The organism is Rhodococcus kronopolitis (genome assembly GCF_042654025.1).
Lineage (GTDB): Bacteria > Actinomycetota > Actinomycetes > Mycobacteriales > Mycobacteriaceae > Rhodococcus_G > Rhodococcus_G kronopolitis.
Genome location: NZ_JBHSFO010000002.1, coordinates 189562 through 211962, shown reverse-complemented (window position 1 = coordinate 211962; position 22401 = coordinate 189562). Strand labels below are relative to the sequence as shown.

Below are 22401 nucleotides of genomic sequence, written 5' to 3'. Positions count from 1 at the left end.
CGCACGTCATCCGCTCGGCGGTATCCTCGAGTCCTGTCGGCCCTGCCACATCCTGTGGTCGCATCGGGCTTCTCGGCTCTGACGAAGGATTCGCCATGCACTGCCCGTTCTGCCGGAATCCCGATTCCCGCGTCGTCGACTCTCGGGAAGCCGACGAGGGACAGGCAATTCGTCGTCGTCGGTCCTGCCCGGAATGCGGCCGCAGATTCACCACCGTCGAGACCGCGGTGCTCTCGGTCGTCAAGCGCAGCGGCGTCACCGAGCCGTTCAGCCGCGAGAAGGTGGTGCGCGGCGTCCGCAGCGCCTGCCAGGGCCGGCACGTGGACGACGACGCGCTCTACAAGTTGGCGCAGAAGGTCGAGGAGACCATCCGGGCCGGTGGCTCCGCGGAGGTGCCGAGCAACGAGGTCGGCCTGGCCATCCTCGGCCCGCTGCGCGACCTCGACGAGGTCGCCTACCTCCGGTTCGCCTCCGTGTACCGGTCGTTCAGCTCCGCGGAGGACTTCGAACGCGAGATCAAGGATCTCCGCACGCACCGCGAGAGCAGCGAGGGCGAGTAGCCTCCGCCCGCCGGCCGCCTCGGGCGCCCGACGGGGCGGGAGCTACTTGGTGATTGCCGCGATCGCCTTGCGAACCCGCTTGTCCGACACCGGCTGTGGCGTTCCCAGCGACTGCGCGAACAGGCTCACCCGCAGCTCCTCGATCAGCCAGCGGATCGCCTCGACGTCCGGGTCGGACTGGCGGCGCGGGTCCAGCCGGGCCAACAGTCGGGCGTAGTCCTCGTAGACGGCGTCGAGCGCAACCAGCGCCTGCCGGTCACGGGTGGCGGAGCCGGGTAGCGCCTCGAGCCGCTTGATCGCGCCCTCGAGGTACCGCGGCAGCTCGCGCAGCCGCACGGCGCCGGTGTCCGCGACGAACCCGGGGTACACCAGCGACTCCAGCTGCTCGCGGACGTCGTCGGCGGCCTCGCCGGAGGTGCGGTCGAGCAGCAGCCGAAGCTGGTGCGCCCGGTCGAGCACGGGCACCACCAGCCGGACCAGCGCGGCAACCTGTCGCGGCAGTTCGGGTCGCACCGCGGCCTCGAGCTTCTGGTATCCCTCGGGGGTGCGGGACGGCCCGCCGTGCGCGTCCATCAGCGCGTCCACCGCGCAGGCGCGGCAGTCCTCCACCAGCGCCTCGATGCTGCCGTGCGGGTTCTGCCCGAGGGCCAGCCGGTCCCGGGTGCCGAGCCCGCCGACGGCGGACTTCGTCGGCGTCGGGATCGCGCGCAGCAGCAGGGCCCGGGTGCCGTCCCGCATCGCCCGGCGCTGCTCGGCCGGTGTCGCGAACACCCGCACCGCGACGCCACTGGCCTCCGGGGCCAGCGCCGGGTACCCGACGACCTTCTGCCCGCCGAGGTTGCGGGAGACCGACTCCGGCAGCGACCCCAGCGTCTCCGACGTCCACACGGTGGCCGCGGGACGCTCGGTGGTCGCGGTCGCCCGGGAGACCTCCTTCGCCACCCGCGGGGCGAGCTGCTCGCGCAGCTGGCGCAGGCTCTTGCTGCGCCCGAGCACCTTGCCGCCGGGATCGACGGCGACGAAGGTCATCCGGAGGTGGTCCGGTATCGCGGTCAGGTCGAAGTCGGTGGGCGCGATGGGGGCGCCGGCCATCCGCGAGAGTTCCCGTGCGATCGCGACCGTCAGCGGCTCGGCGCGGGCCTTCACCGCGGACAGCGCCGCCCGGGCGTAGTCCGGCGCCGGGACCACGGTGCGCCGCAGCGACTTCGGCAGCGACTTGATCAGCGCGGTGACCAGTTCCTCGCGCATGCCGGGGACCAACCACTCGAAGCCGACGTCGCGCACCTGGGCCAGCAGGGCGACCGGGATGCGAGCGGTGACGCCGTCGTCCTCGGTGCCCGGCTCGAACTGGTAGGTCAGCGGGAACGAGATCTCGCCCTGGCGCCAGGTGTTCGGGTAGTCCCCGCCCAACACGCCGGCGGCGTCGGCGTTGACCACCGTCGAGGCAGTGAAGGTCAGCAGGTCCGGGTCGGTGCGGCGGGCCTGCTTCCACCACGTGTCGAAGTGCTTGGCGGACACCGCCTCCGGGCCGACGCGCTCGTCGTAGAACTCGTACAGCGTCTCGTCGTCGACCAGGATGTCGCGGCGTCGGGCCCGGGTCTCCATCTCCTCGACGTCGTCGAGCAGCGCGCGGTTCTGGTGGAAGAACTTGTGCTGGGTCTGCCACTCGCCCTGCACCAGCGCGTGCCGGATGAACAGCTCCCGCGAGGCCTCCGGGTCGATGGTGGCGTAGCCGACGGCGCGCTTGGCCACCAGCGGGATGCCGTAGAGCGTGACCCGCTCGTAGGCCATCGCGGCGGCCCGCTTGGTGGACCAGTGCGGCTCCGAGTAGGTGCGCTTGACCAGGTGCGGGGCCAGCTGCTCCGCCCACTCCGGTTCGATGCCGGCGGCCATCCGGCCCCACAGCCGGCTGGTCTCCACCAGTTCGGCGGCCATCACCCAGCGCGGCGGCTTCTTGAACAGCGACGAACCGGGGAACACCGCGAACCGGGCGCCGCGGGCGCCGAGGTAGTCCCGCTTCTCGCCCTCACGCAGGCCGATGTGCGAGAGCAGCCCGGACAGCAGCGCCTGGTGCACCGAGGCCTCGCTCGCGGGCTGGTCGTTGCCGGTCCAGCCCAGGCCACGAGTGATCTGGGCGAGCTGGCCGTGCAGGTCCTGCCACTCCCGGATCCGCAGCCAGTGCAGGAACTCGCTCTTGCACATCTTGCGGAACTGGTTCGAGGAGAGTTCCCGGCGCTGCTCGCGGAGGTAGTCCCAGAGCTTGAGGTAGGCGAGGAAGTCCGACCCGGGGACGTTGAACCGGGCGTGCTTCTCGTCGGAGGCCTGCTGGTGCTCGGCGGGCCGCTCGCGCACGTCCTGAATCGACAGCGCGGCGACGATGACCAGGGTCTCGCGCAGGCAGCCCGTGTTGTGGGCCTGGGCGAGCATCCGGGCCATCCGCGGGTCGACCGGCAGCTGGGCCAGCTCGCGGCCGACGGGGGTGAGCTCGGCGACCGCGTCCTTGCCCGCCGGCTTGATCGCGCCGAGCTCCTCGAGCAGCGCGATGCCGTCCCGGATGGCGCGCGGGTCCGGCGCCTCCACGAACGGGAACGCGGCGATGTCGCCGAGGCCGAGGGCGGTCATCTGCAGGACCACCGACGCCAGGTTGGTGCGCAGGATCTCGGGCTCGGTGAACTCGGGCCGGGACTCGAAGTCCTCCTCCGAGTACAGCCGGATGCAGATGCCGTCGGCGACGCGGCCGCAGCGGCCCGCGCGCTGGCGGGCCGAGGCCTGCGAGATCTCCTCGATGGGCAGCCGCTGGACCTTGGTGCGCACCGAGTAGCGGGAGATGCGGGCCGTGCCCGGGTCCACCACGTAGCGGATGCCGGGCACCGTCAGCGACGTCTCGGCGACGTTCGTCGAGAGCACCACCCGGCGGCCGGTGTGCCGCTCGAAGACCCGGTGCTGCTCGGCCGCGGACAGCCGGGCGTACAGCGGCAGGATCTCGGTGCCGCGCAGGTTGCGTTCGCGCAGCGCGTCCGCGGTGTCGCGGATCTCGCGTTCGCCGGACAGGAACACCAGGATGTCGCCGTCGCCCTCCGCCATCAGCTCCTCGACCGCCTCGCCGACGGCGTCGACGGGGTCGCGGTCGATGGTCTGCTCGCCCACGTCGACGCTCAGCGGGCGGTACCGCATCTCCACGGGGAAGGTGCGGCCGGACACCTCGACGATCGGCGCCGGGACGCCGTTCACGGTGAAGTGCTCGGCGAACCGCTCCGGGTCGATGGTCGCGGAGGTGATGATCACCTTCAGGTCGGGCCGCCGCGGCAGCAGCTCGCGGAGGTAGCCGAGGATGAAGTCGATGTTGAGGCTGCGCTCGTGGGCCTCGTCGATGATCAGGGTGTCGTAGCGGCGCAGCAGCCGGTCACGCTGGATCTCCGCGAGCAGGATGCCGTCGGTCATCAGCTTGACCAGGGTCCCGTCGGAGACCTGGTCGGTGAACCGGACGGTGTAGCCGACGGCCTCGCCGAGCTCGGTGTCGAGCTCCTCGGCGATCCGCTCCGCGACGGTGCGGGCGGCCAGCCGGCGCGGCTGGGTGTGCCCGATCAGCCCGCGCACGCCGCGGCCCAGGTCCAGGCAGATCTTCGGGATCTGCGTGGTCTTGCCGGAGCCGGTCTCGCCGGCGACGATCACCACCTGGTGGGCCTCGATCGCGGCGGCGATGTCGTCGCGCCGGGCGCTGACCGGCAGGCCCTCGGGGTAGCTCGTCCTCGGCACGCCGGCCCGGCGGGAGGCGATCCGGGCCTGCGCCTGGTTCACCTCGCGGGTCAGCGCGGCGAGTGCCTCGGGCGTGCGGGCGCGGTCGAGCTTGCGGCGGAGCCGGTGCTCGTCGCGGAGGGTGAGGTCGGTCAGGAGCCTCTTGAGCTCGCGGCGGTCGAGGCCGGGCTGTGCGGCGGGCGCGGGCGATGCGGCGGGCGGGGTGGTGGGCTCTGTGTTCGACATGCTCGTGCCAGCGTATCGAACGCCCCGCGCCGTCCGCGCAGCACGGAACGGTGCGCGTCGGTCCGGCCGCACGGCGGTTTGGCGTGCGAGCATTCGCTGGTGACTGCTGCCACCACCGATACGACGGTGTACCCCCACACGAGCCCGATCATGCGCGCGCTGCGACTGGCCTTCGCCGCCCTCGGCGTCGTCGCGCTGGCGTGGATTCCGATACGCGACATCGACAGCGGCTCGTTCTCCGTCGCCAACTACTTCAGCTACTTCACCATCCTGAGCAACGTGCTCACCGTCGTCGTGTTCACGGTCGGCGGGCTCACCGACCCGCAGTCCCGCCGCTGGCAGCTCTTCCGCGGCGCGACGACCCTCTACATGGTCATCACCGGGATCATCTACGCCGTCCTGCTCGCCGGCATCGACGTGAACCTCAACGACGACTGGATCAACAACTCCCTGCACCGGATCCTGCCGCTGGTGATCCTCCTCGACTGGCTCGTCAACCCGCCGCGGATGCGGATCAGCGACAAGCAGGCCGTGAGCTGGCTGTGGTTCCCGTTCGTCTACGGGGTGTACTCCCTGATCCGCGGGGAGATCGTCGACTGGTACCCCTACCCGTTCCTCAGCCCGATCAAGCAGGGCTACCTGCAGCTGTCGATCGGGCTGGTGGTGCTGCTGCTGGCCTTCGTGCTGATGGCGCTGGCGGTCAACGCCGCAGGTAGGCTGGCTCGGCGCTGGCGTTACGGCACGGACACCCGTCCGTTGACGACGGCGGAGATCGAGAGTGGCGAGATGGAGGTCGAGGCATGAGTTCACAGGGTTCCGCGCTGTGGCACGGGTTCGCGGACATGGGCGCGGTGCAGCAGGCCGGCGCGTTCGTCGTCAGTCGCGGTGAGGGCGCGTACATCTGGGACGACCAGGACAATCGCTACCTCGACGCGACGGCCGGACTGTGGTTCACCAACGTCGGGCACGGCCGCACGGAGATCGCCGACGCCGTCGCCACCCAGCTGTCGACGATCGCGCACTACTCGAACTTCGGCGACTTCGTCCCCGAGACGACCGCTGCGCTGGCCGAGCGGCTCGCGGCGATCGCGCCGGTGCCCGGGAGCAAGATCTTCTTCACCTCCGGCGGATCCGACTCCGTCGACACCGCGGCCAAGCTGGCCCGGCGTTACTGGCACGAGATGGGCAAGCCGGGCAAGCGGATCGTGGTCGGCCGCCAGAAGGCGTACCACGGCATGCATGTCGCCGGCACGGCGCTGGCCGGCATCCCGGTCAACCGGGAGGGCTACGGCGAGCTGATGGCCGACGCGCGCACCGTGGCGTGGGACGACGCGAAGGGCCTGCTCGAACTGATCGAGCGGGAGGGCGCCGACTCCATCGCCGCGTTCTTCTGCGAGCCGATCATCGGCGCCGGCGGGATCTACCTGCCGCCCGAGGGCTACCTGCGCGAGGTCCGCGAGATCTGCCGCGACCACGACATCCTCTTCGTCGTCGACGAGGTCGTCACCGGGTTCGGCCGCATCGGCGGATCCTGGTTTGCCTCCACCCGTTTCGACCTGCAGCCCGACATGGTGACCACCGCCAAGGGGCTGACCTCCGGGTACGTGCCGATGGGGGCGGTGTTCATCGCCCCGAAGGTCGCCGAGCCCTTCTTCGCGGGCGGGGTCTGGTGGCGGCACGGCTACACCTACGGCGGGCACGCCGGTGCGGCCGCCGCGGCGATGGCGACCCTGGACATCATGGAGCGGGAGAACCTGCTCGCCGAGTCCGCGCGGCTCGAGCGCACGCTGCACGAGCAGTTCGCGCCGCTGGCCGCGCACCCGCGGGTGCAGGAGGTGCGCAGCGGGCTCGGCGCGGTCGCGGCCGTGCAGCTCGCGGACCCGGCCGAGGCGCTGCCGTTCGTCAAGACGCTGCGCGAGTTCGGCATCTCCGGTCGCGCGGCCGGCGTCGGGGCGATGCAGTTCTCGCCGTCGTTCGTGATGACCGACGAGCAGGTCGCCGAGATGGCGGCAGGCGTCCTCGCGGCGCTGGGCTGAGTTCACGCCGTGGGTCCGGGCGCCGCCCGGACCCACGGCGTGCCGGTCCGACCGAGCCGAACCCGCCGGGCGCACAGCTAGACTCATGACCGTCGCAGGTGTCCACCGCCGACAGTCGTGAACCTGTGGAGGATCTCTGTGTTTGCCGCGATCGGCTATGCGCTCCCGATCGCGGTGGGGCTGCTCGCCGCCTCGATGCCCGTCGTCGGGATCACCCTCATGCTCGTCACCGGCGGCGACCGCCGGGTGGTCGGCGCGTTCCTGCTGGGGTGGTGCGCCGGGATCTTCACGGTTGCCGCGATCACGATCGCGGTCGTCGACGTGGCCCTGCCCGAATCGGAGACCGGACCCGCGCCGTGGGAGAGCGTGCTGCGCATCGGTCTCGGCGTCGCGCTGATGCTGCTCGCCGCCAGGAACTGGCGCGGGCGACCCCGGGGCGTGGACGAGCGGGAGGCCCCGAAGTGGATGTCCGCGTTCGACGCGATCACCCCGGCGAAGGCGCTGGGGCTGGCCTTCGTCGGCGGCGCGTTCAACCCCAAGAACACGGTGCTGATCGTCGCCGGTGCGTCCGCGATCGCCACCGCCACCGAAGTCGTCGCCGAGCAGGTGGTCGCCCTCGTGGTCTTCGTCGTGGTGGCCAGTCTCGGGGTGGCCGGCCCGATCGTGCTCGGGATTGCGCTCGGTGACCGGGCGACGGCGGTGTTCGAGGGCGCCCGGAACTGGATGATCAGGCACAACGCCGTGGTGATGACCGCGGTGCTGCTCGCGTTCGCCGTGGTGCTGCTCGCTGCCGGGATCGGCGGGCTCCGCGCCGGCTGACGCGTGCCGATCCCGCTCGGGGGCCGGAGGTCAGCGGCGGGTGGAGTCCCGCACCACGAGTTCGGGTGCGATCGCGATGCGCTGCGGCGGGCCGCCCCGCTGCGCGGCGTCGGGGTTGCGCAGCTGCGCGGACTCGGCATCGAGCAGCCGCACGACCTGGGCGGCGATCGAATCCTGCGGTTGGCGCACCGTGGTCAACGCCGGTCGAGACAGGGCGGCGTAGGGCGTGTCGTCGAACCCGGTGACCTGCACGTGGGCCGGGACCCGGAGTCCCGCCGCGGCGAGGCCGTCGAGCACGCCCAGCGCGATCATGTCGTTGCCGCAGACCACCGCGTCCGGCACGGACCCGGCGGCGACGATCTGCTGCGCGGCGCGGTGCCCCCATTCGGTGCTGAAGTCCCCGAGCAGGACGGCGCCCTCGGCCTCGCCGCGGCGCCGCACGGCCCGGTGGTACCCGTCCAGGCGTTCCTGGGCGGACGAGTCGGTGGGCGCGGCGCCGACGAAGGCCAGCCGGCGGGCTCCCCGGTCGAGCAGGTGGTCGACCACCTGCAGCATGCCGGACTCGTTGTCCACGCCGACCGAACTGCCTGCGTCGCCGTCGACCCGCAGGTCGAGCTGGACGGTGGGCACCCGGGTCGCGGCGTCGACCGTGGCGTCCCGGCTGAGGGTGCGCTCACAGGGAATCAGGACCAGCGAGTCGACGCGGCGGTCGAGCAGGGCCCGGATCTGGCGGCGCTCGACCTCCGGGTCGTAGCGGGAGGTGGCCAGCAGCAGGCTGCGATCCCCGTCCCGGAGCTGCTGCTCGACGGCCTCGACGAGGGTGGCGAAGAACGGGTTGGAGATGCTCGGCACCACCATCCCGACGGTGTGGCTGGTCCGGCCGCGCAGGGCCGCGGCCAGCATGTTCGGCTGGTAGGCGAGCTCGGTGGCGGCGGCGAGGACCCGCTCCCGGTTCTCCGGACGGACGCCGCGTTCACCGGACATCGCTCGTGAGGCGGTCGCCACCGACACGCCCGCGTGCTTCGCGACGTCGCGGATGGTGGCGCTCATGGTGGACCCCAGTCTGCCGTGCCGATCGTGGAACCCACACGGTAACCGGTTACCGCGAACGAGGCAAAGGGTCGAGGAACCGACCGGATTCGGCTTCTTGACTCGCGCGATGACTATGCGCGATGGTGGGTGCATGTCGCGGAAAACGGTTACCGGTCGTCGTGCCGAATTTTCCCGCCCTGATCGAGAGGCGAGTTCAGATGTCCACTGAGGCGAGTGCCGTGGAGGCCCCGGAGATCGTGGTCGTGGGGTCGGCCAACATCGACACCGTGATCCGCGTGCCGCGGCTGCCCACGCCCGGGGAGACGGTGCTCGGCACGTCGGTGACGGAGTTCGTCGGCGGCAAGGGCGCGAACCAGGCGGTGGCCGCGGCCCGACTCGGCCGGCGGGTGAGTCTGGTCGGTCTGGTCGGGGAGGACGCCGGCGGCGCCGTCGTCCGCGACGCCCTGCGGGCGGAGGGCGTCGACACCGCGAACCTGCGGCCGCGGGCCGGCACCAGCACCGGCATCGCGATGATCCAGGTCGACGACGAGGGTGAGAACACCGTCACCGTGGTCCCCGGGGCCAACGCAGAACTCGACGCCGAGCGGGTGCGCGCGTCGGAGCTCGCGCTGCGCGAGGCGCGAATCACCGTGCTGCAGTTCGAGATCTCCGACGAGGCCGTGGTCGAGGCGGTCCGGCTCGCCGGCGGCACGGTGATCCTCAACCCGTCGCCGGTCCGGCCGGTGCCGGGCGCGGTGATGGATCGGGTCGACGTGCTGATCGTCAACCGTTCCGAGTTGGCACTGCTGGCCGGGGCCCCCGAGCCGGCCACCACCGAGCTGGCCGCCGAGCTGGCCGCCGGAGTCGAGGGGCCCGCTGCGGTGGTGGTCACGCTCGGCGCCGACGGCGCCGTGCTGGTGCGCCCGGGCGGCGTCGTGGTGGTGCCCGCGGTGCCGGTCGAGGCGGTGGTCGATCCGACCGGTGCCGGGGACACCTTCTGCGGGGCGCTGGCCGATGCGCTGGTGCGCGGCGAGGACCTGGCGGCGGCGGTGCGATGGGCGGTGCGGGCGGCCGCCGTCGCGGTGACCGGACCCGGCGCGCAGTCGGCGATGCCCACCCGCGAGCGGGTGCTCGCCGGGGCTTCGGCATGACGGGCGACAGTGGCGTGAGCGCCGCGGCTGCCCCCGCGCGGCTCGAACTCGTCGGCGTCTCCAAGATCTACCCCGGGGTGAAGGCACTCGACTCGGTGGACTTCGACCTGCGCGGCGGCGAGGTGCACGTGCTGCTCGGCGAGAACGGGGCCGGCAAGAGCACGATGATCAAGATGATGGCCGGGGTGCACCACCCCGACACCGGAGAGATCCGGGTGGACGGGAACGTCGTGCGGCTGCGCGGCCCCGGCGACGCCGAGGACCTGGGTATCTCCACGATCCACCAGGAGATGGCGCTGGTGCCGCAGATGACCGTCGCCGAGAACATCTTCCTGGGCCGGCCGCCGCGCCGGTTCGGACTCGTCGACCCCCGCGCGATGCGTCGCAAGGCCGTCGAACTGCTCGAACGCACCGGGCTCGACCTCGACGTGGACGCGACCGTGGGTGACCTCGGCGTCGCGCACCGGCAGATGGTCGAGATCGCGAAGGCGCTGAGCATCGACACCCGCTTCCTGATCATGGACGAACCGACCGCCGTGCTCAGCCGCACGGAGGTCGGCGCGCTGTTCACGATCGTGCGCGAGCTGACCGCGCGCGGCGTCGGGGTGGTCTTCATCTCGCACCTGCTCGGCGAGGTCGCCGAGATCGGCGACCGGGTGACGGTGCTGCGCGACGGCGCCAAGGTCGGGGAGGTCCCGGCCGACACCGACACCGACGAACTGGTGCGGTTGATGGTCGGCCGGTCGGTGGAGCAGCAGTACCCCCCGCGGACGAACCCGATCGGCGACGTCGTCCTCGAGGTCCGCGGCCTGGGCCGCGACGGCGTCTACGAGGACGTCAGCTTCACCGCGCGTGCCGGGGAGGTCGTCGGGATCGGCGGACTTGTCGGGGCGGGGCGCACCGACGTGGTGCGGGCGGTATTCGGTGCCGACGGCTACGACCGGGGCGAGGTCTTGGTGGCGGGGCAGCCGATCCGGCGCGGCGACATCGTGGCCGCGCACGTGGCGGGGCTGGCGCTGGTGCCGGAGGACCGCGGCGGCCAGGGGCTGGTGCTCGGTGCCTCGGTGGAGGAGAACCTCGGCCTGGCCACCCTCGGCGAACGCACCCGCGGCGGGCTGGTGGACCTTGCCGACCAGCGCGAGCGGGCTCAGGAGTCGGTGCGCCGCATGGGAATCCGGGTGCACAGCCTCGACCAGCTCGCCGTGACCCTGTCCGGCGGCAACCAGCAGAAGATCGTGATCGGCAAGTGGCTGATGACCCGGCCACGGGTGCTGATCCTCGACGAACCGACCCGAGGCATCGACGTCGGTGCCCGGGCCGAGATCTACGAACTGATCAACGAACTGACCGCGGAGGGCACCACGGTGGTGGTGGTCTCCAGCGACCTGTCCGAGCTGCTCGGGCTCAGTGACCGGGTGTTCGTGATGGCGGACGGCAGGATCCGCGGCGAACTCGACCGCGCGCAGGCAACTCAGGAGAGCGTGATGGCGCTCGCAGTGACGGAAGGATGAGGGCAGTGCCCGAGAGGAACACAGACGTCGGGGCCGGCCCCGACGCGGCGCGGACACAGTCCAACGGGGCGTTGCGGCGGTGGGTCGCCTCGATCCGAGGGACCGGTGGCCCGCTGGCCGCGCTGGCCGCGCTGGTGCTGCTGCTGACGCTGCTGTCCCCGGACTTCCTGACCACGAACAACCTGCTCAATGTGGGTGTGCAGGCGTCGGTGACGGCGGTGCTCGCGTTCGGCATGACGTTCGTGATCGTCAGCGGCGGCATCGACCTGTCCGTGGGCTCGATCGCCGGCCTGGCCGGCATCGTGACCGGCTGGACGGCCACCACCGGCGGTGCCCCGCTGTGGCTGGCCGCGCTCGCGGGCCTGGCCTCCGGCGCGATCGCGGGACTGGTGTCCGGCGTCCTGATCACCGCCGGCCGGGTGCCGCCGTTCATCGCCACCCTGGCGATGCTCAGCGTGGCCCGCGGACTGGCGCTGGTGATCGCCGACGGACGCCCCATCCCCGTCGACGGCTGGCTGGGCACCCTCGGCAGCGGTGAGTTGTTCGGCTTCCTGCCGTACCCGGTGCTGGTGCTGGTGGGGGCCGCGCTGACCACCGGATTCCTTCTGCGCCGCACCTATTCCGGCCGCGCGATGTACGCGATCGGCGGCAACGCGGAGGCGGCCCGGCTCTCGGGCATCCGCGTCACCCGCCAGCAGTTGCTGGTCTACGCGCTGTCCGGGCTTTTCGCCGCACTCGCCGGCATCCTGCTGGCCGCGCGGCTTTCGTCGGCGCAGCCCGAGGCGGGCACCGGCTACGAGCTCGATGCGATCGCTGCCGTGGTGATCGGCGGGGCCAGCCTGGCCGGCGGCGTCGGCACCGCGACCGGCACGCTGATCGGTGCGCTGATCCTGGCGGTGCTGCGCAACGGGCTCAACCTGCTCGACGTCTCGGCGTTCTGGCAGCAGGTCGTCATCGGTGCGGTGATCGCCGCGGCGGTGCTGTTCGACACCCTGCGACGTCGACGCCGGTCCGGCGGCGGGGGCGGTGGGCTGATGAAGTCGCCGGCGGTGCGGCGCGGCGCCGCAGCGGTCCTGGTGCTGGTGGTCATGGCGGCCGGCTGGGCGATCGTCGACCGGCAACGCGACGGCGGCGCCAGTGGACCGCGGATCGCGCTCTCGCTGTCCACGCTGAACAACCCGTTCTTCGTCGACGTCCGCGACGGCGCGCAGGCCGAGGCGGACCGGCTCGGGGCCCGGCTGACCGTGACCGACGCGGGTTCGGATCCGTCCAGGCAGGCCAACGACCTGCAGAACGCGATCGCGCAGCGGGTCGACGCGATCGTCGTCAACCCGGTCGACTCCGACGCGATCGTGCCGTCGGTCAAGGCGGCGAACGCGGCGAACATTCCGGTGGTCGCGCTGGACCGCGGGCCCAGCGGCGGCGCGGTGGTCACCACGGTCGCCTCCGACAACGTCGAGGGCGGCCGGCTCGCGGCGCAGCAGCTCGCCGAGCTGGTCGGAGCAGGTCCCGTGGCGGTGCTCGAGGGCAAGCCCGGCACCTCGGCGGCCCGCGACCGGCAGGCCGGATTCGACGAGGAGATCGTCAAGTACCCGTCGATCACCGTCGTGGCCTCACAGCCGGCCGACTTCGACCGGACCAAGGCGCTCAACGTGATGTCGAACCTGATGCAGTCGAACCCGGACATCCGGGGCGTGTTCGCGGCCAACGACGAGATGGCCCTCGGCGCGATCAAGGCCCTGGGGTCACGCGCAGGCAACCAAGTGAAGATCGTCGGATTCGACGGCACCCCGGACGGGCTGGCCGCGGTGGAGGCGGGCACGCAGAACGCCGACATCGCGCAGCAGCCGCGGGAACTGGGTGCGGTCGCGGTGCGGCTCGCGGTCGAGTCGCTCGGGTCCGCCCCGGCAGGCGAACCCGGCACGGACGGCGTCGACTCGGGTGTGCACAGTGTGCCGGTCCGGGTGGTCACCCGGGGCAACTAGGACGTCGGAATTCCGGTTCGTAGGGGCTCCGCGACGCCGCGGAAGTCCCTGGCCGTCAACCACAGTCGGAGCAGGTGCCGGCGGCGGTCGAGGTCGGGGTGGTCGCGGTAGGCGTTGCGGGCGTGCAGGATGCGTCCGTTGTGCAGGATCTGGACGTCGCCGGGTTCGAAGACCATCTCGACGTGGAAGCGTGGCTCGTTGGCGATGGTCTCGACGAGCTCGAGGGCCTCGAGTTGCTCGGCGGTCAGCCGTGGCGCCTGCGGATGTCGTTGGGAGTCACGGATGTACCAGCTGATGTAGAACAGGCGCGGCGCCCCGTCGACGTCGTTGAGGGGCGCGAGTTCGAAGTAGGGCGGCTGCCCGGGCGGCTCCTCGCCGTTGCGATCCCACGGCATGGGGGAGTAAAGCACCTCGAGCAGGTCCGGGCGTCGCCGCAACACCTCGTTGTAGATCGCCGCGGAACTGGCGATCAGGCTCTCCCCACCCGCCTGCGCCTGGTTCAGGCACAGCAGCGAGACCAGGTCGGAACCGTCGGTGTGGAAGTCCTGACGCTCCCTGGTCCGGTAGAGCCGGACGGTGGGATCGGTCCGGGTGACCCGTTCGTCGCGAATGTGGGTGAGTGCGGACCCGTCCCGGTCCTGGCCCACCGGCGTCCCGAGCATGGCACCGAGGGCGAGGTACGCCCGTTCGGTCTGCTCGGCGTCGAGCTCGTCGACGGGGAACCCGCGCAGGAGCACGAATCCGCACCCGGCGACCAGCGTGTCCGCCCACTCCGCGCAGCGGGACCGCAGGGTGGGGAACAGCCGCGACGGGTCCTGCCCGTCGGTCCGGCCCGCGTCGACGATCTCCGCCCGCTCGGCCTCCGCGAGCACCACGGTCCACGTCGAGCTGTCGGGGAAGTCCGGTCTCGTCCAGACCGCGTCGGATACCTGTGGTGTGCGATCGGCCACGTCGTCTCCCGGTGTGAGTGCGTCATGCAGCGTCGCTGCCCCTGAGTCCTCATCGTCCCACCCGGACTCACGGGCGCAGGGCGGCGCTACAACCCGACCGCCACCTCGAGGGCGCCGAGTTCGGCGTCGAGGCATCCGAGCAGCGGCGCCAGCGGCGGCACGCTGCGTCGGCATCCGGTGATGCCGAACGCGATCTCGTCGTCGGTGCTGGTGATGGTGATGTTCAGGGCCTGCCCGTCGACGGCGATGGACAGGGGGTACAGCGCGGTCAGCCGCGCGCCGTTCCAGTACAGCGGCATGCCCGGGCCCGGCACGTTGGAGATCATCACGTTCGGGGGCCGGATGGGCGCCAGCTCGCCCAAGAGCACACCGAGCACCAGCGGGACGGCGCCGAGCGCGCTCATGGCCAGGATCTCGCCCGAGCTTCTGGTGCTCATCTCCTCCTTGCCCTCACCCATCGTCTTGCGGACCGCCTCGAACCGTTCCGCGGGCTCCTCGAGATCGGTGGCCAGATTGCACGAGAGAAGCCCGAAGTCGTTGCCGGACTTGCTCTCCTTGCCTTCCCGTCGTAGCGAGACCGGCACCAGTGCCACAAGGGGGTCGACGGGGAGAACCTCTCGCTCGGCCAGGTAGCTCCGCAGCGCACCGGAGCACATCGCGAGCACCACGTCGTTGACGGTGGCGTCGCCCGCCTTCGCGACCAGCCGGAGCCGTTCGATCGGCCAGGACCTGGCCGCGAATCGGCGGGCTCCGCCGATCGGCACGTTGAGAATGCTCTTCGGGGCGGCGAGCGAGAGGGAGCCGCCGCGGCTCTTCCGCGCCCGGTCGACAGTGGTCGCGAGCGTCGGGATCAGGCCGATCGCGCCGCGAACCGCGCTCACGGCCGCGCCGGGCAGGTCGAGCAGATTCAGGCCGTCGGTCGCGGCGGCCGGGACCGGCGCCGGACGATCGCGCACCAGTGGCTCCCACGGCGCCGGCATCCCGCGCTCACCCGAGTCCTCGCTGAGCGTGCTGCGCAACAGCCGCATCGCGGAGACGCCGTCGGTCACGGCGTGGTGGATCTTCGTGTACACGGCGAAGCGTCCGTCCGCGAGGCCCTCGATCAGGTGCATCTCCCACAGCGGCCGGTTGCGGTCCAGCAGGTGCGCGTGCAGGCGTGAGACCAGTTCGAGCAGTTCCTTGATGCCGCCGGGCTGCGGCAGCGCGCTGTGGCGAATGTGGTGACCGAGGTCGACGTCGACGCCCTCCTCCCAGCCCCACTGCCCGAGCGTGGTGAGCGATCGCCGCGGGCGCTTGCGCAGCACCGGTGACACCGCCCCGCCTGCCAACGCGGCGTCGAGCATGGCTCGCACATCGTCGGCATCGCCGCCTTCCGGCGGGGCGAAGAGCGCGAGGCCTCCGACATGCATCGGATGCTCGCGGGACTCGCCGAGCAGGAACATCGAATCGGCCGGTGACATCGGTAACAACATGAATTCGCCTGTCTAGTCAGCTCGTGCCGCGCCCTGTGGTCCGGCCGGCGGACCTCGACACAGGCCGCGTCCTGTGCATGTTTCCCGCAAAATCGCCACTGAATCCAGATCGCGTACCTGAATCAGTTGCGATCTGTTCTACATGATTTGTGAGCGACCACCAACCGGACGGGTCACTCGGTGCCGCGGGGTCCGGGTGGCAGGCGATCGGCTCGGCCCGGCACCTCAGGAATCGGGGTGTCGACCCGGGATTCGACGCCTGAACTGGTCTGACGGTGCAAAAGTCAGGTCGGGGCGGGGTTCGGCAACGGGGCCGTGGGGCTCGATCGGCTGGGGAGCAGGGAGGGCCTCGCGCACTGCGTTCGATCAGAATTCATTCATTTGATCGACCAGGAAATGAGGTGCTCGATCGATTACGGCGAGCGAAGTCCGAATTGTGTCCTCGTCCAATGTCCTGGTCGATTCATGGTCAAGGTTTCACATTTTGGTTGAGGATTAATTCAATTGAATTCCGTCGGAGTGCATCGGCGGCACGGTGCCGACGAATCACCGGTGCCGGCGGCGCGTGAGGCGTTGCCGGAGGCTCGGTCGGACGGGGGTGAGATCCACCGTCGGGGGTTCGGACGCGGCGGCCGCGGTGGCCTGGGCGAACCGAGCGTGCAGTTGGGAACGCACCTCGTCGGGGGAGTAGGCGCGACGCTTGCGCTCGGCGCGGACCGTCAGGGCCCCGGTCGCGGCGACGCCGACCACGCCCGCGAGACCGACGAGCTTCCACAGGTGCCTGCCTTCGATTCCCATCGCTCTAGGCTAGGTGGATGAGTAGGCGGATGCACGAATCGGAGGTGAGCCTGGACGTCGCGGTGGAGGCCACCCGGACCGGCGACATCTGGATCTTCCGTGGACATTCCGGCGCGGACCGGGCCATCCAGACGCTGACCAACAGCCCCGTCAACCACGTCGGGATGTCGGTGGTGCTCGACGACATGCCACCGCTGATGTGGCATGCCGAGCTCGGACACTCGTTGCAGGACATGTGGACCGGGCGGTTCCAGCGCGGCGTCCAGCTGCACGACCTGCGGTCGGCTGTGCAGGTGTGGGGCGCGCGGTACGGCCAGCGTGGCTGGCTGCGGCAGCTGGACCGGCCCGTCGCCCGGGAGCAGGAGGACGAGCTGCTGCGGACAATCGCCCGGCTCGACGGCACTCCATTCCCGTCGACGGCGAAGCTGGCCTCGCGTTGGTTCGGCGGCCGGATTCCGTCGTTGCGCAGGCGATCCGGGGAGGGGCAGGCCGCCGGGCTCGAGAGTGCGTACTGCGCCGAGGTGGTCGCGCAGACCTACGAGTCGATGGGCCTGCTCACCGAGCGGAGGAAAGCGAACTGGTACGACCCGGGACGGTTCTGGAGCGGTGACCGGCTGCCGCTCGCCCCGGGGGTGACGCTGGGCGGGGAGATCGAGGTGCTGCTCAGCGATGCCGATCTCGAGGCGGGCCGGTCGTCGGAGAGCTGACGGCGACCGGCCCCGCGTCGGATCAGGCCGCCGGGGTCCGGGAGAACCAGGTGACCGAGGCGCCGCTGTCGAACGACTCGGTGCGGGTCGGGGTGAACCGCGTCGGCAGGAACGCCCCGTCGAACGCCGGGATGCCTGCCCCCGCGACCACCGGGTACCGCTTGATGACCAGCTCGTCGATCTCGGGCAGCAGGGTGCCCGCCAGCTTTCCGCCGCCTGCGAGCCAGATGTCCATCCCCTCCTGTGCCTTGAGCTCGCGGACGAGGCCGAGGGGGTCGCCGGTGACCAGCTCGACCGCCGGATCGGCGATCTCGCCGAGGGTGGTCGAGACCACGTACTGCCGCAGGTGGGCGTAGGGGCTGGTGACGCCGACGTCGAGGCCGGGCTGATAGGTCCCGAGGCCCATGACCACGGTGTCGAACGCCTGGCGGGCTTCGCCCTCGAGGCCGACGTGTGGGCGGATATGGGTGGGGACGGTGTCCGGGTATCGCTGGGTGATCCATGTCGTCACGTCGTCCGAGACCATGAAATCCCATTCGCCGCCGGGGCCGGCGATGTAGCCGTCGAGCGAGATACCCACGTAGTAGACAAGCTTTCGCATACGTACCGCTCCGTCCGTAGTACTCTATTTGGCGTGGTCTGAAAGTAGTACTACAGATGGAGTGGTGTCAAGTGCGGAGCAATCCGGAGAGACGAGCGGCGTTGGTCGACGCCGCGATCGAGGTCCTGGCAGAACTGGGTGCGCGCGGGCTGACCTTCCGTGCCGTCGATTCGCGAGCGGGGGTGCCGCCGGGTACGGCGTCGAACTACTTCGCCAATCGCGACGACCTGTTGGCGCAGGCGGGCGGCCGGTTCTACGAGCGGCTGACCCCCGATGGCGAGTCCTTGGCGCAGAGCCTCGGCGGTCCGCACGACCGTGATCATCTGGTCGGGCTGATGCGCGAGGTGGTCGGCAGGATCACCGAGTTCCGCACGGGCTTCCTCGCCCTGCTCGAGCTCAGGCTCGAGGCGACCCGGCGACCCGAGTTGCGCGCGGTGCTGACCGAACGGATCCGGGCCGACCTGGACTTCAACGTCACCAATCACCTGCAGGCGGGCATGCCGGGCGACGCCACCACGGTCCGCATGCTCTACCTCGCGCTGAACTGGCTGATCGTCGATCGGCTGACGCTGCCGGAGTTGTTCTCGGAGAGCGAGATCGACGAACTCATCGAGGCGGCGGTCGATCGCGCGTTGTCCGGGTAGCCGGTCGGTCTACACGCTCAGGGTGCGGTCCGCGTGTACCCGTCCGGCGACGTCGACCCATCCGTCGCGTGAGTAGACGGCCGCCGGGCTCGAGAGCGCGTACTGCGCGGAGGTGGTCGCGCAGACCTACGAGTCGATGGGCATGCTCACCGAGCGGAAGAAGACGAACTGGTACGACCCGGGCCGGTTCTGGAGCGGTGACCGGCCGCCGCTGGCCCCGGGCGTCGAGCTGGGCCGGGAGATTGCCGTCCTGCTCAGCGAGGAGGACCTGGCGGCGGGTCGGCCACCGGAGCCGCATCGCTGAGTGCGCCGAGCAGGGCACCGTTCAGTTCCGCGGCGGGGAGCATGGGCATGGTGTGGTGCGTGGCGCCGTCGAGGATGACGGTGCGCAGCCGCGGGTTCGACTCCGCGAGGACGGATTTCAGCTTCCTGCTGTCGTGCACCTTGCTGCCGGCGGCGAGCAGCACCGTGGTGGCCGGGGTCAAGGTGGCGAGCACGTCCCGGCTCGGGCGCTTGGGCACGAAGGTCTTCGATTTCGGGAAGTACGCCGCGCCGAGCGAGACCAGTTCGAGCCAGTCCTCGTCCACACCCCGGCCGTCGCTCTCCCATCGGATGAAGTCGCGCTGGCGACTTTCGGTGGGCCGCATCAGGAGGGGGAGCGCGTGGGCGAGGTACTGCGCGCGCATGCGGGCGAAACACGAATTGGGGTCGAGCAGCACGAGGTTCTGCACGCGGCCCGGTTCACGCAGCGCGTAGGCGAGCGCGATCATCGCCCCGTAGGAGTGGCCGACGAGACCGAACTCGTCCAGGCCTGCCTGCGTGACGACGGTGTCGAGCCAGGTGGTGAGGTCCGCGGTGGTCCGCGGCGGCGTGGCCCCGACGGCGCTGCGGCCCGCGTCGCCCAGCAGGTCGACGGCGAACACCCGGTGCCGCTCGGCGAGGGCGGCGACGTTGGCGAACCACACTGTCGAGGTGGACCCGCCGCCCGGCAGCAGCACCACCGGCGGGGCGTCGGCCGGCCCGCACACGTTGACCCGGGTGGTGCCGTGCGCCGACTCGAGGTCGATGCCGGTGACCTCGACCGGCCACTTCGCCAGCACGCGGTCGTAGGCGCGGTAGAAGGCTGATCCCGCGGGGGTGGCGGCGAAGGCTGCCGTGGACATCGGGGGCATTCGGGTCTCCTCGTCTCAAACTACTTAGATTGATCGAGATAATCGGTCTGTCGAGATAGTAGGTTGGTCGGATGATGCTGTCGAGCAGGAGGCCGTGATGGATGCCGGACGCGAACCGGACGGGGATTCCCTCGCCACCGTGCATCGGCTGCGGGAGCTGACGGTCGAGCTGCACCTGCTGGGTGCGGAGTTCGCACGCGTGCACGGCCTGCACCCGACCGACGTCCGGGCGTTGATCTGCCTGCTCGACGCGGACCGTGGCGGCCGACCGGCGACCCCGGGGTGGTTGGCGCGGGAGCTCCACCTGAACTCGGCGTCGGTGACCGCGCTGGTCGACCGGATGGAGAAGGCGGGGCACGTGCGGCGCGCGCGCGACCCGCGCGACCGCAGGCGGGTCCTGCTGGCCGTCACGCCCGCGGCGATGGAGCTCGGCTGGTCGTTCTTCGGGCCGGTGATCGCGAACGCGTCCGCGGCCCTCGACGGCTACACCGAGGCGGAGCGGGCGACGGTGGTCAAGTTCCTGGGGGACATGCGATCCGCGGTCGAGGCGGCCCGGCCGGTCGGGGGCGTCGACCGGTAGGCGCCGCGGGTCCCGCGGTGTGACCGGCGTCACGAATTGGCTGTGTCGGTCGTCACCTTACGGCCGTGTAACTACCGCTGTGTAACTTTTTGGGATCGCCGAGCGGGCCTGCGGGAACTGTGAACCGCGAGGTCAGGAGCGGGACGGCCGTGCCAGAAACGTTCGTCGTGATGCATCCGTGACCATCCCCTACGGTCAGAACCAGCCCGAAACAGCCGGGCAAACGCCGGTCCGCCACCGCTCGATCTCGCCCCGCGGACCGGAATCGCCGAAATCCCATCAGGGGCGGGAGCGGGACGGACACAGCACCGTGGGCGACGACGGAAGTCGTTGCCGGTGGTCCGCCTCGCAGACGGGAGCGGAGAGGATCCACTTCAATGACCGATTTCACCTTCAAGCGTGCCCTCGGCGCCGTCGTCGCCACCGGCGCCCTCGTCGCCGTCCCGATGGCACTGGCCACCGGCACCGCCTCCGCACAGGGCCACGACTGGTCCGGCGTCGCGCAGTGCGAGAGCGGCGGCAACTGGAACACCAACACCGGCAACGGCTTCTCCGGTGGCCTGCAGTTCACCCCCAGCACCTGGGCGGCCTACGGCGGCACCGGCAATGCGGCCGACGCCAGCCAGTCCGAGCAGATCCGCGTCGCGGAGAACGTGCTCGCGGGCCAGGGCGCAGGCGCGTGGCCCGTGTGCGGTCAGTACCTGACCGCAGGCGCCACCGAGGTCAGCTACTCCGAGCCCGTCTCGTACGCCGAGCCGGTCGCCTACGACGAGCCCGTCGCCTACCAGGCGCCGGTGTCCGACGTGGCGGAGCCGGTCCTGACCTCTGTGCAGGTCGCCGCCGACGGCAAGTACGTCGTGGTGGTCGGGGACACACTCTCGGGGATTGCCGCCGCGCACGGCATCGACCTGCAGGCGCTGGCCGCCCAGGTGCCGAACGTGGACCTGATCTTCCCGGGCCAGACCCTCGAGGTCTAGATCGCGAGGCGTTCCCGCCTGTGAGCGATCGAGCGGGCGGACCGAGTCGACGACTCGGCCCGCCCGCTCGGCCCGCCCGCTCGGCTCGTCGCGGCCAGGCGGCGTGAGGGCGGTCAGACGGTGCGGGTTCGGTCGGGGTGCACCCGGCCGCCGACCTCGATCCAGCCGTCGGGGGAGTAGTTGGTGAACAGCTGCGAGCCTCGACCCTGGGTGATGTGCAGGCTGCGTCGCAGGTGGTCGGTGATCCGGACCGCCGCGGCGCCGGTCGCCTCGTCCTCGGGAACTCCCAACTCGGGGGCGAACATCCGGCTGCGGATCACGCCCTCGCCGGCCCAGGCCCAGACGTAGTGGTGGCCGACGGTGTCGGTGTAGCGGTCGGCGCGGGTGGCCCGCACGGCATCGGCGTCGGGGACCGGGTGCAGGGTGAACTCCGGCGCCCAGTCGGCCTTCGCGCGAACCCAGGTCAGTGCGTCCGTGACGCGGGTGGTGACCGGTCCGGCCGGCACCTCCAGTGTCTCGACGGGGTGGCCGCGGTCGCGCAGCCACCAGGACAGTCCGACGGTGGGGTGGCCGGCGAAGGGCAGCTCCGCGGCCGGCGTGAAGATCTGTGCACGCGCGGAACTTGCGCCCTGCGTGGGCATCTCGACGAAGACGGTCTCGCTGAAGCCGAGTTCGGCGGCCAGCTCCTGGCGCCGCGGCGGCGGGACCAGTGCCGCGTCCACGATGCCGAGCGGATTGCCGTGGCGGCCGTCGGCGTCGGTGAAGACCCGGACTACCTCAACCTCGATTCCCATCGTTGAACGATACCGCTCCGGGCAAGGTTCGGCCTGCAAACGACTGTGCGCGAGTCCCGCCCGGTGGGGTGGGACTCGCGCACAGTCGAAGCGGTGCCGAAGCTACTTGAGGATCTCGCTGGCCTCGATGGCCTGGGCGACGCCCTGCACGGTCGCGGCGACCTTGACGGCCTCCCAGACCTGCTCCTTGGTCAGCCCCTCCTTGCGCACGACGGCGTCGTGCGCGGCGGTGCAGTCGTGGCAGCCGTTGATGGTGGACACGGCGAGCGACCACAGCTCGAAGTCGACCTTCTCGACGCCGGGGTTGCCGATGATGTTCATCCGCAGACCCATTCGCACCTGGGTGAAGTCGTCACCGAGGAAGCTCTTGGCCCGGTAGGCGACGTTGTTCATGCCCATGATCGACGCGGCGCCGAGCGCTGCGTTGTAGGCCTCCGCGGACAGGTTGTCCGCGGCCTCGGACGCGATCTCCTTGAGCACGGTCGCCGACTTGCTGGCGGCCGCGCACGCGAGGAAGGTGCCCCAGAGCTGCTGCTCGGTGAGCTCCGTCGAGCGGGCGAGCGAACCGAGGTTGAGCTTGAGGTCCTTGGCGTACTCGGGAAGCGAGTTCTTCAGGTTCTCGACGCTCACG

Annotated in this window: 20 protein-coding genes and 2 pseudogenes; 13 read left to right on the top strand and 9 right to left on the bottom strand. The window is 71.0% G+C overall.

The features are described 5' to 3' along the window. Positions 1 to 95: 95 nt before the first annotated feature. The gene (nrdR, locus tag ACFO6S_RS04145; protein WP_378414417.1) at positions 96 to 560 is read left to right on the top strand and encodes a transcriptional regulator NrdR; all 465 of its coding nucleotides are present in this window, start codon (positions 96 to 98) and stop codon (positions 558 to 560) included. A gap of 42 nt (positions 561 to 602) precedes the next feature. Here nrdR and hrpA read toward each other — a convergent pair whose 3' ends face one another. Beyond that, positions 603 to 4541, bottom strand: a complete 3939-nt coding sequence (gene hrpA, locus ACFO6S_RS04140) for an ATP-dependent RNA helicase HrpA (protein WP_378414414.1) — start codon at positions 4539 to 4541, stop codon at positions 603 to 605. 150 nt (positions 4542 to 4691) lie between these two features. On the opposite strand from hrpA, the gene ACFO6S_RS04135 reads away from it, so the two are divergent. From ACFO6S_RS04135 to ACFO6S_RS04125, 3 genes are all read left to right on the top strand, one after another. Further along, entirely contained in the window at positions 4692 to 5345 is a 654-nt protein-coding gene (locus ACFO6S_RS04135) for a Pr6Pr family membrane protein (RefSeq protein WP_378415211.1), read from the top strand. Beyond that, on the top strand, positions 5342 to 6577 hold the full coding sequence (locus ACFO6S_RS04130; protein ID WP_378414412.1) for an aminotransferase family protein: 1236 nt from the start codon (positions 5342 to 5344) through the stop codon (positions 6575 to 6577). The genes ACFO6S_RS04135 and ACFO6S_RS04130 overlap by 4 nt, the downstream gene beginning before the upstream one ends. Positions 6578 to 6715: 138 nt before the next feature. Beyond that, positions 6716 to 7396: a GAP family protein gene (locus ACFO6S_RS04125; RefSeq protein ID WP_378414410.1), complete on the top strand. Its 681-nt coding sequence runs from the start codon at positions 6716 to 6718 to the stop codon at positions 7394 to 7396. A 30-nt stretch (positions 7397 to 7426) separates the two neighbouring features. On the opposite strand, the gene ACFO6S_RS04120 is transcribed toward ACFO6S_RS04125, so the two are convergent. Then, entirely contained in the window at positions 7427 to 8446 is a 1020-nt protein-coding gene (locus ACFO6S_RS04120) for a LacI family DNA-binding transcriptional regulator (RefSeq protein WP_378414409.1), read from the bottom strand. A gap of 200 nt (positions 8447 to 8646) precedes the next feature. On the opposite strand from ACFO6S_RS04120, the gene ACFO6S_RS04115 reads away from it, so the two are divergent. From ACFO6S_RS04115 to ACFO6S_RS21245, 4 genes and pseudogenes are all read left to right on the top strand, one after another. Further along, positions 8647 to 9579 (top strand): ribokinase, encoded by a 933-nt coding sequence (locus ACFO6S_RS04115; protein WP_378414408.1) that lies wholly within the window; start codon positions 8647 to 8649, stop codon positions 9577 to 9579. Further along, positions 9576 to 11090 (top strand): sugar ABC transporter ATP-binding protein, encoded by a 1515-nt coding sequence (locus ACFO6S_RS04110; protein ID WP_378414406.1) that lies wholly within the window; start codon positions 9576 to 9578, stop codon positions 11088 to 11090. Before ACFO6S_RS04115 ends, ACFO6S_RS04110 begins: the two co-directional genes overlap by 4 nt. Next, positions 11087 to 12094: pseudogene (locus ACFO6S_RS21250) on the top strand (ABC transporter permease); the annotation flags it as partial. The gene ACFO6S_RS04110 and the pseudogene ACFO6S_RS21250, both read left to right, overlap by 4 nt. Before the next feature lie 30 nt (positions 12095 to 12124). Further along, positions 12125 to 13075, top strand: coding sequence for a substrate-binding domain-containing protein (locus ACFO6S_RS21245; RefSeq protein ID WP_417714998.1), 951 nt, complete (start codon positions 12125 to 12127; stop codon positions 13073 to 13075). Here ACFO6S_RS21245 and ACFO6S_RS04100 read toward each other — a convergent pair. From ACFO6S_RS04100 to ACFO6S_RS04090, 3 genes are all read right to left on the bottom strand, one after another. Further along, positions 13072 to 14025, bottom strand: a complete 954-nt coding sequence (locus ACFO6S_RS04100; RefSeq protein WP_378414402.1) for a TauD/TfdA family dioxygenase — start codon at positions 14023 to 14025, stop codon at positions 13072 to 13074. The genes ACFO6S_RS21245 and ACFO6S_RS04100 overlap by 4 nt on opposite strands. An 86-nt stretch (positions 14026 to 14111) precedes the next feature. Further along, on the bottom strand, positions 14112 to 15497 hold the full coding sequence (locus ACFO6S_RS04095) for a WS/DGAT/MGAT family O-acyltransferase (RefSeq protein ID WP_378414400.1): 1386 nt from the start codon (positions 15495 to 15497) through the stop codon (positions 14112 to 14114). Between the two features lie 546 nt (positions 15498 to 16043). Next, the gene (locus ACFO6S_RS04090) at positions 16044 to 16295 is read right to left on the bottom strand and encodes a hypothetical protein (protein WP_378414398.1); all 252 of its coding nucleotides are present in this window, start codon (positions 16293 to 16295) and stop codon (positions 16044 to 16046) included. A 17-nt stretch (positions 16296 to 16312) separates the two neighbouring features. On the opposite strand from ACFO6S_RS04090, the gene ACFO6S_RS04085 reads away from it, so the two are divergent. After that, on the top strand, positions 16313 to 17002 hold the full coding sequence (locus ACFO6S_RS04085) for a hypothetical protein (RefSeq protein WP_378414396.1): 690 nt from the start codon (positions 16313 to 16315) through the stop codon (positions 17000 to 17002). Between the two features lie 22 nt (positions 17003 to 17024). On the opposite strand, the gene ACFO6S_RS04080 is transcribed toward ACFO6S_RS04085, so the two are convergent. Continuing rightward, positions 17025 to 17603, bottom strand: a complete 579-nt coding sequence (locus ACFO6S_RS04080; RefSeq protein WP_378414394.1) for a dihydrofolate reductase family protein — start codon at positions 17601 to 17603, stop codon at positions 17025 to 17027. A 71-nt stretch (positions 17604 to 17674) separates the two neighbouring features. Between ACFO6S_RS04080 and ACFO6S_RS04075 the strand changes: the two genes are divergently transcribed. Together ACFO6S_RS04075 and ACFO6S_RS04070 are read left to right on the top strand one after the other, a co-directional pair. After that, complete coding sequence (locus ACFO6S_RS04075) at positions 17675 to 18247, top strand: TetR/AcrR family transcriptional regulator (RefSeq protein WP_378414392.1); 573 nt, start codon at positions 17675 to 17677, stop codon at positions 18245 to 18247. A gap of 79 nt (positions 18248 to 18326) precedes the next feature. Continuing rightward, positions 18327 to 18551, top strand: a pseudogene (locus tag ACFO6S_RS04070) (hypothetical protein); the annotation flags it as partial. Here the strand turns inward: ACFO6S_RS04070 and ACFO6S_RS04065 are convergent. After that, positions 18502 to 19419: an alpha/beta fold hydrolase gene (locus tag ACFO6S_RS04065; RefSeq protein WP_378414390.1), complete on the bottom strand. Its 918-nt coding sequence runs from the start codon at positions 19417 to 19419 to the stop codon at positions 18502 to 18504. The pseudogene ACFO6S_RS04070 and the gene ACFO6S_RS04065 overlap by 50 nt on opposite strands. Positions 19420 to 19516: 97 nt before the next feature. Between ACFO6S_RS04065 and ACFO6S_RS04060 the strand changes: the two genes are divergently transcribed. Next, entirely contained in the window at positions 19517 to 19999 is a 483-nt protein-coding gene (locus tag ACFO6S_RS04060; protein WP_378414388.1) for a MarR family winged helix-turn-helix transcriptional regulator, read from the top strand. Positions 20000 to 20376: 377 nt separating this feature from the next. Next, positions 20377 to 20976, top strand: coding sequence for a transglycosylase family protein (locus ACFO6S_RS04055; protein WP_378414386.1), 600 nt, complete (start codon positions 20377 to 20379; stop codon positions 20974 to 20976). A gap of 113 nt (positions 20977 to 21089) precedes the next feature. Here the strand turns inward: ACFO6S_RS04055 and ACFO6S_RS04050 are convergent, their stop codons facing one another. Further along, on the bottom strand, positions 21090 to 21770 hold the full coding sequence (locus ACFO6S_RS04050; protein WP_378414384.1) for a PhzF family phenazine biosynthesis protein: 681 nt from the start codon (positions 21768 to 21770) through the stop codon (positions 21090 to 21092). Between the two features lie 102 nt (positions 21771 to 21872). After that, a complete protein-coding gene (gene ahpD, locus ACFO6S_RS04045; RefSeq protein ID WP_378414382.1) occupies positions 21873 to 22400 on the bottom strand; it encodes an alkylhydroperoxidase, AhpD family in 528 nt (175 codons plus the stop codon). Position 22401 lies beyond the last annotated feature (1 nt).